The organism is Stenotrophomonas maltophilia (genome assembly GCF_047497515.2).
Lineage (GTDB): Bacteria > Pseudomonadota > Gammaproteobacteria > Xanthomonadales > Xanthomonadaceae > Stenotrophomonas.
This window is the reverse complement of sequence record NZ_JAXAXL020000020.1, coordinates 16,938-29,604: the sequence shown is the minus strand read 5'-3', so window position 1 is coordinate 29,604 and position 12,667 is coordinate 16,938. Positions and strand designations below refer to the sequence as shown.

10 protein-coding genes are annotated in these 12,667 nt (G+C 67.1%); 5 read left to right on the top strand and 5 right to left on the bottom strand.

Going from position 1 to position 12,667, the window contains the following annotated elements; translation table 11 throughout:
- Positions 1-11 precede the first annotated feature (11 nt).
- Together ACMZPQ_RS20100 and ACMZPQ_RS20095 are read left to right on the top strand one after the other, a co-directional pair.
- Entirely contained in the window at positions 12-518 is a 507-nt protein-coding gene (locus ACMZPQ_RS20100) for a DUF4166 domain-containing protein (RefSeq protein ID WP_197582239.1), read from the top strand.
- Positions 493-930, top strand: coding sequence for a thiol-disulfide oxidoreductase DCC family protein (locus tag ACMZPQ_RS20095; RefSeq protein WP_197582233.1), 438 nt, complete (start codon positions 493-495; stop codon positions 928-930). Before ACMZPQ_RS20100 ends, ACMZPQ_RS20095 begins: the two co-directional genes overlap by 26 nt.
- A 7-nt stretch (positions 931-937) precedes the next feature.
- Here ACMZPQ_RS20095 and ACMZPQ_RS20090 read toward each other — a convergent pair whose 3' ends face one another.
- The 5 genes from ACMZPQ_RS20090 to ACMZPQ_RS20070 form a co-directional block, all read right to left on the bottom strand.
- Positions 938-2,239 (bottom strand): OmpA family protein, encoded by a 1,302-nt coding sequence (locus ACMZPQ_RS20090; protein WP_197582234.1) that lies wholly within the window; start codon positions 2,237-2,239, stop codon positions 938-940.
- A 353-nt stretch (positions 2,240-2,592) separates the two neighbouring features.
- A complete protein-coding gene (gene otsA / locus ACMZPQ_RS20085; RefSeq protein ID WP_197582236.1) occupies positions 2,593-3,957 on the bottom strand; it encodes an alpha,alpha-trehalose-phosphate synthase (UDP-forming) in 1,365 nt (454 codons plus the stop codon).
- On the bottom strand, positions 3,954-5,735 hold the full coding sequence (locus ACMZPQ_RS20080; RefSeq protein ID WP_197582237.1) for a glycoside hydrolase family 15 protein: 1,782 nt from the start codon (positions 5,733-5,735) through the stop codon (positions 3,954-3,956). Before ACMZPQ_RS20080 ends, otsA begins: the two co-directional genes overlap by 4 nt.
- A gap of 39 nt (positions 5,736-5,774) precedes the next feature.
- Positions 5,775-6,533: a trehalose-phosphatase gene (gene otsB / locus ACMZPQ_RS20075; RefSeq protein ID WP_197582238.1), complete on the bottom strand. Its 759-nt coding sequence runs from the start codon at positions 6,531-6,533 to the stop codon at positions 5,775-5,777.
- Positions 6,534-6,680: 147 nt separating this feature from the next.
- On the bottom strand, positions 6,681-9,116 hold the full coding sequence (locus ACMZPQ_RS20070) for a TonB-dependent receptor domain-containing protein (protein WP_197583990.1): 2,436 nt from the start codon (positions 9,114-9,116) through the stop codon (positions 6,681-6,683).
- 215 nt (positions 9,117-9,331) lie between these two features.
- Between ACMZPQ_RS20070 and ACMZPQ_RS20065 the strand changes: the two genes are divergently transcribed.
- From ACMZPQ_RS20065 to ACMZPQ_RS20055, 3 genes are all read left to right on the top strand, one after another.
- Positions 9,332-9,814: a DUF3574 domain-containing protein gene (locus tag ACMZPQ_RS20065; protein WP_197583988.1), complete on the top strand. Its 483-nt coding sequence runs from the start codon at positions 9,332-9,334 to the stop codon at positions 9,812-9,814.
- Between the two features lie 36 nt (positions 9,815-9,850).
- The gene (locus ACMZPQ_RS20060) at positions 9,851-10,708 is read left to right on the top strand and encodes an XAC2610-related protein (protein ID WP_197583986.1); all 858 of its coding nucleotides are present in this window, start codon (positions 9,851-9,853) and stop codon (positions 10,706-10,708) included.
- Positions 10,709-10,816: 108 nt separating this feature from the next.
- Entirely contained in the window at positions 10,817-12,535 is a 1,719-nt protein-coding gene (locus ACMZPQ_RS20055) for a thiamine pyrophosphate-dependent enzyme (RefSeq protein ID WP_197583983.1), read from the top strand.
- The last annotated feature ends 132 nt before the right edge of the window (positions 12,536-12,667 follow it).

The following is a 12,667-nucleotide window of genomic DNA, read 5'->3' as shown; positions in this document are numbered from 1 at the left end:
TGTTTGCACGCGTGCTGGGGGCGGACTTCGCGACCCTGGCCGCCCCGGTGCAGGCGCTGCATGCGGCGCCGTTGCCCTGCTGCCATGCAGGGCAGGCACGGATCGAGCGCGGGCATCACTGGCTGGTGCCGCTACTGGCCGCATTGGCCCGGCTGCCGCACAACGGCGAGGCGCTGCCGACCGAGGTCGTGTTCAGCGCAGACGCACAGGGTGAGCGCTGGGCGCGGCGTTTCGGGCGCTGGCCGATGGTGTCGCGGCTGTGGGCGCACCAGGGTCGTCTGCGTGAGCAGCTCGGTGCGGTGCGTTTCGAGTTCGATCTGCGGGCCCGCGATGGCGGCATCGACTGGACGGTACGACGGGTCTGGGCGTTCGGGCTGCTGCCGTTGCCGACGCGCTGGTTCGGCGGCGTGCGCTGCCGCGAAGCGTGGGACGACCAGCGCTACACTTTCCGGGTCGATGTGACCTTGCCCTGGGCGGGAGCCCTGATCCGCTATGAAGGCTGGCTCGAACCGCAGTGACGCCGTCGCCGAACCTGGCGGTGCGGTAATCGTGTTCGATGGCGTCTGTGCACTGTGCAATGGATGGGTGCGCTTCCTGCTGCGCGTTGATCGCACCGGGCGCTATCGCTTCGCCGCCATGCAGGGCACGCAGGGCAGCGCGCTGCTGCGTGCGCAAGGCCTGGACCCGCAGGACCCGGCGTCGTTCCTGCTGCTGGACGCACAAGGTGCGTGGACCGACACCGATGCGATCCTGCGCGTGCTGGCGGGGCTGGGTGGCCTCTGGCGCCTGAGCGGCGCGCTGCGCGTGCTGCCGCGGGCCTGGCGTGATGCGGCGTATCGCGTGCTGGCGCGCAACCGCTACCGCTGGTTCGGGCGCCACCACGCCTGCCCTCTGCCGGCACCCGAACAGGCCGCGCGGTTCCTGGATTGAACTGTTTTCAGTCGAGCAGCTGGTAGTCGATGCGGCGGTTCTGCGCGCGTCCACTGTCGCTGCGATTGTCGGCGATCGGCCGATCCTGGCCGTAGCCCACCGCGACCAGCGAGGTGGCGGGGACGCCCAGCGCCTGCAGCGCGTGTGACACCGCCTCGGCGCGTTGCTGGCTGAGCTGCAGGTTGGCTTCGGCGTGGCCGCGGCCGTCGGTGTGCGCGCCGATCTCAACGCGCTTGCCGTCGGGCGCACTGCGCAGTGCATCCGCGACAGCCTCCAGGGTCTGCCGCGAGTCGCCGGTCAACTCGGACGAACCGGCATGGAACTTCAGCGTGGTCTGGTTCATTGCGGCGACCCGCTGCGCGGTGTCGGCACCGGATGGCAGCTGCGCCAGTGCGGCCAGGCCCGGGCCCCACAGGCCACTCATCTCCAGCATCGGAAAGTCCTGGCGCAGCTGCCGCGAGATGACGCGTCGTTCGGCGTCATCCATGGCAGTGGTGTCGACCCGCAGCTGCGCTCCGGAAAATTCCAGGCGCAGGCCATCGCCCTGCAGGCGCGGAAGATCGACGATCAGGCGGTCCAGCCAGCGCGGCGCCTGCGCACTCGGGTCCAGCGCGATGCCGCCTTGCAGGTTGTGCCGGCCATGCACGGCTGACAGCGCATTCCAGGTGCGGCGGCGATCGCCTTCAGTGGGCAGACGGCCGTGCACCCGCAGCTGGGTGCCATGCTGCTGGAGTGACAGCAGCGCGTCGTGTTCGCGCGGAATGTCCTGGGCAGCCCACAGCGGCGTTCGCGCCTTCATCAGCAGCCAGGTGGTGAGGCCGAGCAGGGCGACAACCGCCATTGCCCACAGCAGGCTGCGCAAGGCCATGCCGTACATCGCCCGTGACGGCACCATGCTGCGCATGCGCCGGGGCGCAGCGCTTCCGCGCATCGGAATGACGGCGGGGGTTGCGTGATCGGCGGCGAGCGGCGTGGACAGCAGGGTGACGATGCCGGGCAGCAGATGGCTGGCCACCACGCGGAACGGCCCGGGCGACATGCCGCTGCGGTGGGCGATCATCGCCAGCGTGTGTGCGCCCAGGGCACGCTCCAGCTCGCTGGCGACGATGGGCAGGCGCAGGGCGCCGGGATACCGCCAGGAGTGGAAACGGGCGGCCAGGCCCGCCTGTTCAAAACGCTCCTGCAGGCCATCCAGGCCGTGCGGGTGCGAGGCGACCCAGGCGATGAGGACCTCGACCACCCAGCGGGTGCGTGGGCCCAACTCCAGGCGTGTGGCGGCATCTTCGATGAAACGTTGGTAGGCGGACATGCGGTGACTCCCCAGATGTGATGTGCGCGACACCTCGCAAACGCAGTGGCGATGGCGTGCGGTCGCTCCGGGGGCGTCACTTTGGGGAGCGCGTGTCAATGCGGAATGAAAACAGTCGCGCGCAGCGTCTTTCATTTTCGCGGGGGCGTGCCCGGCCGCTCAGCGGAGGCCGGGAAAACCCTTGTGCGAAGCGGGCTTCACACAAGGCGAGGTCGCCCAGGTTGCCAGCGCCGGAGGGCTTTGCCGGCGTCGCCGGATGGTTTCATGAGAATCTATTTCCGTGCAGAAAACGACAATTTGCGGCCCGTGTTGACACGCTCGATGACGTGTCGAACCAGCCCGGCGGGGGGCATTCAGCCTTCCAGCGCGTCCAGGTAAGTCCGTCGCCAGTGGTTGATGTCGTAACTGCGCAGGTGGTCCATCATTGCGTGCCAACGCTCCTTGCGCCTGCGCAGCGACATGGTGGCCGCGGTGGCGATGGCATCGGCCACGCCGTCCAGGTCGTGCGGGTTCACCAGCAGTGCCTGCTTGAGTTCGTCGGCGGCACCGGCCAGCAGCGACAGCACCAGCACGCCGGGATCTTCCGGGTCCTGCGAGGCCACGTACTCCTTGGCCACCAGGTTCATGCCGTCGCGCAGCGGCGTGACCAGGCCCACCGCCGCGGCCCGGTAGAAGCCGGTGAGGGTGGCATGGGTGAAGTTCTGGTTGACGTAGCGCAGTGGTGTCCAGTCCGGTTCGGCGTGGCCGCCGTTGATGTGGCCGGCGATCTGTTCCAGCTGGCTGCGCAGTTGCCGGTATTCGGTCACGTCGCCACGCGAGACCGGGGCGATCTGCAGGTAGGTCAGCGAGCCGCGCTGGTCGGGATGGCGCTCCAGGTAGCGCTCGAAACCGAGGAAGCGCTCGGGCAGGCCCTTGGAATAGTCCAGCCGGTCGACACCGATGGCGAGCTGGCGGTCACGCAGGCTGTTGCGCAGATTCTTCACCGCGGTCTTGGTCGCGGCGGTGCCGGCCTGTCGTGCGATCAGGTCGGTGTCGATGCCGATCGGGAACGCCGCCGCGCGGAAGCGACGCCCGCCGGGGGCTTCCAGTTCACCGTTGTCGAGCACGCGGCCACCGCCAAACAGGCGCAGGTAGGTCTGGAAGCGATCGGCATCGCGCTGGGTCTGGAAGCCGACCAGGTCGTAGGCGTACAGCGCCGAGAACAGGCGCAGGTGGTCAGGCATCGCCTGCAGCAGGTCGGCCGAGGGCATCGGGATGTGCAGGAAGAAGCCGATGCGGCAGCCGATGCCGCGCTCGCGCAGCAGCGCGCCGAGCGGAATCAAGTGGTAATCGTGGATCCAGACGATGTCGTCCTCGCGCAGCAGCGGCGCGAGCTTGTCGGCGAACAGCGCGTTGACCTTGTGGTAGGTCTCGCGGGTGCCACGGTCGTAGTCGACCAGGTCCAGGCGGAAGTGCAGCAGCGGCCACAACGTGCGGTTGGCGAAGCCGTTGTAGTACCCGTCGACCTCGCGCTTGCTCAGGTCCAGAGTGACGAACTCGATGTCGCCGTCGGTCTGCCGGTGCAACGTGCCACTGCCATCGCGCACGCTCTTGCCACTCCAGCCGAACCACATGCCGCCGCGCTCCTTCAGCGCGGCCAGCAGGCCAACGGCCAGGCCACCTGCGCGGTTCTCGCCGGGCACGGCCACGCGATTTGAAACCACCACCAGACGACTCACGACGCCTCCTGCCAGGACCGCGACAGGCGCATCGCGGCGGTGATCAGGCCGACGTGCGAATAGGTCTGCGGGAAATTGCCCCAGGCCTCACCGCTGTCGAAGGCCAGATCCTCCGACAGCAGGCCCAGATGATTGCGCTGCTTCAACAGCACCTCGAACATCTCGCGTGCCTCCTCCAGGCGCCCGATCGCGGCCAGCGCATCGATGTACCAGAAGGTGCAGATGGTGAAGCTGGTTTCCGGCTCGCCGAAGTCATCCGGAGCAACATAGCGGTACAGCGAGTTGCCGTGCTTGAGGTCGCGGCCGATGGCGTCAACGGTGGCGATGAAGCGGGCGTTCAGCGCATCGATGAAGCCGATGTCGGCCAGCAGCAGCAGCGAGGCATCCAGGCGATGGCCACCGAAGGTATCGGTGAAGTGCCCCAGCTCCTCGCTCCAGGATTCGGCCATGATGCGCGCGTGGATGGTATCGGCACGTTCGCGCCAGTAGCGTGCGCGGTCGTCGCGCTTCAGGCGCACGGCGATCTTGCAGAGGCGGTCGCAGGCGGCCCAGCACATCGCGCTGGTGTAGGTGTGCACCTCGGTGCGGCCGCGGAACTCCCACAGGCCGGCATCGGGTACGTCGTGCAGGGCAAAGGCCTGCTCGCCGAGCGGTTCCAGGCGGGCGAAGGTGTGCGCGTCGCCCGGGTCCTGCAGGCGGCGATCGAAGAACAGCTGCGTGGAGGCCAGCACCACGCTGCCGTAGACATCGTGCTGGCGCTGCACCCAGGCCAGGTTGCCGCGGCGTACCGGACCCATGCCGCGGTAGCCGGACAGGCTGGGCACTTCGTCCTCATCCAGCTTGGCTTCGAAGCCGATGCCGTACAGCGGCTGCAGCGTGCCGTCGGTGGTGGCCAGGTTGAAGATGTAGCCGAGGAACTGCTCCATCGTGCGCGTCGCGCCCAGGCGGTTCAGCGCACGCACCACGAACGCGGCATCGCGCAGCCAGCAGTAGCGGTAGTCCCAGTTGCGCACGCTGCCCGGTGCCTCTGGAATGGAGGTGGTCATCGCCGCGATGATCGCGCCGCTGTCCTCGTACTGGCAGAGCTTCAGGGTGATCGCGCTGCGGATCACCGCGTCCTGCCATTCCAGCGGAATGGACAGGTAACGCACCCATTCGCGCCAGTAATCGCGGGTACGCTGGAAGGCTTCCTGCACGTAGCCGCTGATCGAGCGGTTGAGTGATTCATCGACACCCAGGATCAGGTGGATGGGATGGTTGAGTACGAACGGCAGGCCCTCGCGAACGAAGCGCACCGGCACATCGGTAGTCAGCCGCAACACGTGCTCCGGCAGGATCCAGCGCACATGGTTGCTGCCCCAGGTGGACTCGGGCACGCGCGCGCCCCACTCGGCCAGCGGGCGTGCGCGCACCACGATGCGGGGACTGCCCGACAGTGGGCGCACCTGCCGGATCAGGCTGACCGGGCGGTAGAAGCGGTCGTTCTGGCGCCAGCGCGGTGCGAAATCGAGGATTTCCAGCGCGCCGCCATGCGTGTCGCGCAACACGGTGCGCAGGATGGCGGTGTTGGTGAGGTATTCCTGCTCGCTGTCGGCGAAGTCCTCCAGTTCGATGGCGAAGTCGCCACCGGTCTGCTGGTTGGGGCCGAGCAGGGCACAGAAGGTGGGGTCGCCGTCGAAGGTGGGCAGGCAGCTCCAGACAACGCGGGCATGTTTGTCGACCAGGGCGCCGAAGCTGCCGTTGCCGACCACGCCCAGATCAAGATCGGGTTGGGTCATCACGCGGTACATCTCGGTTGCGGCCGTGGGGTGGCCGGGTCAATAGGCATTCTCACGCAGCCAGGCGTGCACGCTGCGTATGTCGGGCAGTGCGAACACCGCCGCGCTGGGTTCACGTTCACCGACCAGTACACTCCAGCCATGCTGGATGTTGGCGGCGTCGAAGCCGAATTCATCGGTGAGGTCATCGCCGATGAACACCGGAAGGCGGCCGCGGAAGGGCAGGTACTGCATCATCCGTCGTACCGCACGACCCTTGTCGGTACCGACGGGCACGAACTCGACCACGTGGTCGCCGGGCTGCAGGCGGTAACCGGCGCGACCGCGCACGTGGCGGTCGGCGAACGCGCGTACCTCGGTGGCGGCGTGCGGAGCGCCGCGCCAATGCAGGGCCAGGCCGGCGCCCTTGTCTTCGATCAGCACGCCGGGGTGGCCGTGGGCGAAGCGCATGGCCTGCTGGTGCAGCGCGTGCAGCCATTCGGCGGTGTCGTCGTCCTGCGCGTCGCGCAGCACGTGGCCGTCCTGGCCGCGCAGCTCATGGCCATGCAGGCCGGCGGCCGGAAGTTGCAGGGGGGCGAACAGCTGGTCGAGCTGTTCAAGCGGACGACCGCTGACCAGTGCCACGGCACCTTCCAGGCGGTCGCTGATGCGACCGATGGCTTCACGCACATCGGGCAGCAACTGCACGGCGTCCGGGCGTGCAGCGAATTCAATCAGGGTGCCATCGACATCGAGGAACAACGCGCAGGCATCGTCCAGCAAGGGCGGTGGCGGACGCAGGGGGAGCGGTTCAGCCATGACGCCCAGCATGCCTGCGTGGGCGTGTACGTGGGGTCGAGGTCAGGCTACGAATTGGGGTAGTGCCGGCCGCTGGCCGGCAACTTCATGGCCCATGGATGCACCTCGCGGTTGCCGGCCAGCGGCCGGCACTACCGGACGGGTGCATCAGAACGTATAGCGGACGCGGCCGTAATAGTAGGCACCGTTGCTCCCGATCGGCGACAACACGTCGTACGGCAGGTTGCCGAAGTAGTGGATGTCGCTGTTGGATCGATCCGGATAGTTGTCGGTCAGGTTCTGGCCACCGATCGCCACGCTCCAGCGCGGGGTGATGCGGTATTCGACTTCCGCATCCAGCTGCCATTCGGCCTGGTAGGTCTGGCGCGGGATATAGCCATCACCGAAGTTGAACACGCGGGTAGCGCTGCCATAGCGGTTCACCCGCGTGCTCAGCGACCAGTGGTCGTTGCTCCACGCCGCCGAGAAACTGCCACGCGTACGCGGCGTGGCATCGGTGAGCGTGTTGGTCTCTTCAATGCCGAACAGCACGTAGTCCGGGTTCAGGGCACGCAGCTGTGCCGGCGTGGCCAGCACGTTCTTCAGCGTGGTCTTGGTGTAGGCATAGGTGCCGGTCAACAGCAGCTGGCCGTTGCCCAGCGACTGGCGCCAGTTGCTCACCAGTTCGGCGCCGCGGGTGCGGGTGTCGGCGGCGTTGACGAAGAAGCTGGCGCTCTGCAGGCCGCTGACGCCGTAGTTGGCGGCGACGTAGTCGGTCAGCGCATCACCGGTGATGCTCTCCGACAGTGCGATGCGGTCATCGATGTCGATCTGGAAGAAGTCCAGCGACAGGTCGAAGTGCTCGCCGATGCGGCTGGTGAAGCCCAGCGAGGTGTTGAGCGACTTTTCCGGCTTCAGGTTCTGCGCACCCAGGCCCCGCGCGATCGGATTGTTGACCGACAGCAGTCGCCCCTGCACCAGCTGGCCGCCGGCGTTGTAGCCGGTGGAGGTGGATTCGTAACCGATCTGCGCCAGCGACGGCGCACGGAAGTTGTTGGAAATGGCACCGCGCAGCGCGAACGCCGGGGTGAATTCATAGCGCAGGCCGAGCTTGCCGGTCAGTTCGCCGCCGAAATCGTTGTTGTGCTCGTAGCGTGCAGCCAGATCGGTGGAGAACTTCTCGCCGAACTGGCTGGACAGGCTGGCATAGGCACTGGCGACGTCGCGCGACAGGGTAGCCGCGTCCTGCGGGGTCAGGCCACCACCGGCCTGCGACCCGGTCGGGCGGTCGGTGTACGGGCCGGCGGCGTAGCTGGCCGGATCACCCGGGCGGGTCTGGTAGCGCTCGTGGCGCGCTTCCACGCCCAGGCCCAGCGTGTGGCTGATGCTCTCGCTCTGGGTGAACACACGGCTCAGGTCGAGGTTGCCCACCGTCTGCGCGTACTCGTAATCGGCGGTCTTGAAGCGGGTCGGGCTGGTCGGGCCCAGCGAGGCGTTGAGCGAATCACGCAGGCGGTAGGTGAAGTTGTTCTGGCCGTAATCCAGGCTGCCGTCGTAGTTCCACTCGCCCCACTGGCCGCGCACGCCGGCCACGGCCTGCACATCGCGGTTCTCGCCCTCGGAGATCGGCCGGTAGCCGTTCGGATAGACCTGCTTCCAGTTGGCATCGCCATCGGGGTAGCGGAAGTAGTTCGCGCCTTCGGTATCGCGCTGGTTGAAGGTGCCGAACGCGTAGAAGGTCGAGGTCTGGCCCACCGGAATCTCGGTGTTCAGCCACAGGTTGATGTCCTTGCTCTTGCCATCGCCCAGCACGTAGTTGCGCTTGCCCTGCAACGCCAGGTTGCCCGGCGTCTGGTCCCACGGCGGAATCTGGTCGAAGCCGGCGCGGTTGGTGCCGTTGCGGTGCTTGTATTCCAGGCCGACGCGCAGGAAACCCCCGTCCTCGCCCAGCGAGGTGCCGACCTTGGCGCTGATGTTGCCGGTCTGGCCATCGGTGAGGGTGCGCCCGATCGGCTTCAGATCGGTGTGGTTGGCGCCGTAGCTGGCTTCGATCTCGCCACCGTCGCCACCGTTGTCGAGGATCACGTTGATCACGCCGGCCACGGCATCCGAGCCGTACAGCGCACCGGCACCGTCGCGCAGCACTTCGATGCGCTTGATTGCGCTGACCGGAATCGAGTTGAAGTCGACCGGGGTGGTGCCCTTGCCGATCTTGCTGTCGGTGTTGACCAGCGCGGTGTGGTGGCGGCGCTTGCCGTTGACCAGCACCAGCACCTGGTCCGGCGACAGGCCGCGCAACTGTGCGGCGCGCACATGGTCGGCGCCACCGGAGTTGGACTGGCGCGGGAAGTTGAACGACGGCAGCAGCGCCTGCAGCGCGCTGCCCAGCTCACCATTGACCACGCCGGCCTTGCGGATGTCCTCGGCGGTGAGCACGTCCACCGGCGAGGTGGATTCGAGCACGGTGCGGTCGGCGGCACGGGTGCCGGTGACGATCACCGTGTCCAGGTTGGTGGCGTCCTGGGCCAGGGCCGGGACGGCGGCGGAGGAAAGCGCGAGGGCGATGGCGAGGCCGAGTGGCGACGCGGGCAGGCGGGCGGACATGGGGGCTCCAGCAACAACGACGACGGGGAAGGGGAGATAGTTTCACTTACATCCATCCGGATGAAGCGATATATTATCTTCGCGTGATGACCGGTGCCGATGCAAGTCCCTGCCGGTCCGGCATGAGCTGATGCCCGGTTGGCATCAGCACGCCGGGCCGGTGGCGCTGTACGCTGCCGGCTCGCCCTGTCCCCCCTTTGCCCGGAGCTGTACCGATGAAACACCTTGGCCTCGTCTTTGCCGTGCTGCTGGCCACCAGCGGCTGCGCCAGCCTGTCCTCGCAGGCGCCCAGCGCCTATGCCACGGCCACCACCGCCGAATTGAAGGGCGACGCGGCACGCCCGTCCGACGGCCACGGCTGGGTGCGCAGCGAGCTGTATTTCGGCGTGGGCGAAGAGCAGGGTGCAGGCAGCCGTCCGCAGGCCGACACCATCAGCGAGGCACAGTGGCGCGCGTTCCTGGACAAGGTAGTGACCCCGCGCTTCCCGGATGGCCTGACCGTGTTCGATGCCTACGGCCAGTGGCTGTTCCGCGGCGATGCTTCGCCCAACCGCCTGCGCACCAAGGTGCTGGTGGTGCTGCACGAGGACACCCCGCAGCGCCGGGCCGACATCGAAGCGATCCGCCTGGCGTGGAAGCAGCAGACCCAGCATCAGTCGGTGCTGTGGTCGCGGCAGGCGGTCGAGGTATCGTTCTGAGTTGAAGGTGCCGCCGCGGTGCCGCAGGGAGCGATGATGGATTACAGGAAGTGGATGCTGGGCGTGGTGTTGGCAGGCGTGCTGGCACCGTCGGCGCGGGCGGGCGGGGACGGCAGCGAAACGCTGCGGTTCCAAGTGGCCGCCCACGTGCAGGCGCACGCCGATCCGCAGCAGGATGGCAGCATCGCGGTGCAGCTTTCGCCGTCTGGCAAGCGCCAGGCGCTGGCGGGCGCAGCGGACGCCGACGGCAATTCGCGCTGGTCACTGGAGGACGTCGATTTCGATGGCTACCCGGAACTGGTTGCACGCGCATCGGTGGGCATGGTCAATGAAGCGGTGGCGGTGTACCGCTTTGATCCGGCCAGTGGCGGGTTTCGTGAGCTGCAGGCCGAAACCCACGGCAAGGACAGCTGTGGTGACCTGATGGGGCTGACGGTCGATCGTGCGAGTCGTACCCTCACCAGCAGCTGCCGCAGCGGCCCGATGTGGTACGCCGACCAGTACCGGTTTGCAGGTTCAAAGCTCTATCTGTACCGCGCCGAGAGCGTACTGATGCTGGGCGACACGCTGAACACCGCGCTGCGTTGGGAGCAGAGCGACGAGCAGGGCCCGCTGGCGGTCTGGCGTACCTATGACCCCGCTGGAAAAGTACGTGAGAGCGCCATCGCCGATGGCCTGGGCGCGCCGCCTGAAGGGCCGCTGCGTGGTCAGCAGGCGACCGTGGTGCCCGCGCGCCTGTTCCTGTTCGACAAGCCCGGCGCGTCCAGCACCCAGCGTTACCTGGTGCAGGGTGACCGTGTGGAAATGCTGGATGAGCAGGATGGATGGATGAAGCTGCGCTACCAGAACCTGAAACATGGCGCGGTGGTGGGCTGGATCAACGTCAACGATTGACCGGATATTCGTCCGCAGTTTGCACATCGAGGTGATGCGCAATTTGCCCACGGAGGCATCACTTCCCCGGGTCTAGCCTCGGAAGTCCCCCGTTCGAGGATGTATCCGATGAGCAAGCGCGTGGCCGAGATTGTGGTGGACACCCTGCAGCAGGCAGGCGTCCGCCGCTGTTATGGCATCGTGGGCGATACGCTCAACCATGTGACCGATGCGATGCATGGCAGTGACATTGCCTGGGTGCACGTACGGCATGAGGAAGTGGCCGCCTTCGCCGCCGGTGCCGATTCGCTGGTGAGTGGCGAACTGACCGCCTGCGCCGGCTCCTGCGGCCCCGGTGGCCTGCACTTCATCAACGGCATCTTCGAAAGCAATCGCAATCGTGCGCCGATGGTGCTGATCGCCAGCCAGATCGTCACCAGCGAGCTGGGCATGGAATTCCCGCAGGAAGTGGATTTCAAGGCGGTGTATGGCAGCTGCACGGTGTTCTGCGAACAGGTGCACAGCCCCGCACAGGCGCGGCGCGTGGTGGCGCTGGCCTGCCAGGCCGCGATCAGCCGCCGCGGCGTGGCGGTGGTGATCCTGCCGGCCGACATCAGCGAGGCCGACGTGAAGCACGATGTGCCGTTTTCGGTGCACTACACCCAGCCGGTGCTGCGCCCGTCCGACGCTGAACTGCAGCGCATCGCCGAGCTGCTGGGGCAGGGCAAGCGCATCGGCATCTATGCCGGTGCCGGCTGCCAGGGCGCACACCCGCAGCTGCTGGAACTGGCGCGGCGCCTGCAGGCCCCGGTCGCGCATACCTCGCGGGCAAAGGATTTCGTTGAGCCTGACAACCCGTACAACATGGGCATGACCGGCATCTTCGGCATCGAATCAGGCTTCCACACGCTGATGGAGTGCGACACGCTGCTGCTGCTCGGCGCGGATTTCGCCTGGGGCCAGTTCTATCCGGACAAGGCCACGATCATCCAGGTCGACCGCGATGGCAGCCACCTCGGCCGCCGCCATCCGGTGAATCTTGGCGTGGTCGGTGACATCGCACCGACACTGGATGCACTGGTGCCGATGCTGGCGCCGCGCGAGGACAGCAGCTTCCTGAACGAATGCATCGAGCGCCGCGACAAGGCACTGAAGAAGCGCGAGCAGGAAGAGCAGCCGGGCGAGGGTGAGTTGATCCATCCGCAGCATCTGACCGCATTGCTGTCGAAGTACGCGACGGACGATGCGCTGTTCACCGCCGACGGCGGCTCGCCGATGGTGTGGGTTCTGCGGCATATCCGGGTCAACGGTCGTCGTCGCACGCTGACCAGCCTGCTGCACGGCACGATGGCCAATGCGATGCCGCAGGCGCTGGGCTTGCAGAAGGCGTTCCCGGGGCGGCAGGTGATCTCGTTGTCAGGCGACGGCGGGCTGGCGATGCTGCTCGGCGACCTGTTGACCGCGGTGCAGGAAAACCTGCCGATCAAGGTGGTGGTGTTCAACAACGGCTCGCTGAACTTCGTTGAGCTGGAGCAGAAGGTGGAAGGCCTGCTGGACAACTACACCGACCTGAAGAATCCGGATTTCGGCCGCCTGGCGGAGGTGATCGGCTTCCACGGCCGCACGGTCACCCGCAGCGAGGATCTGGAAGAAGCGGTGCAGGACTTCCTGTCCCAGCGCGGCCCAGCGCTGCTGGATGTGCATACCAGCCGCGCGGAGCTGGTGATGCCGCCGCAGATCGAGGCGAAGCAGGTGGCAGGTACCGCACTGTATGCGGCCAAGGCGGTGTTGAACGGCCGCTTCGACGATGTGAAGCATCTGCTGGTGGACAACTTCCTGAAGAAGTAAGCCGTCTGCTCCCACGGTGGTGCCGGCCGCTGGCCGGCAACCTCAACAGCACCCGCGGGCTTTCCGCGGAATGGCGGGGTGAGTCCGGTTGCGGGGGACGCTGCAAGTCCCCCTCCGGGGCCCGGCCCAGCC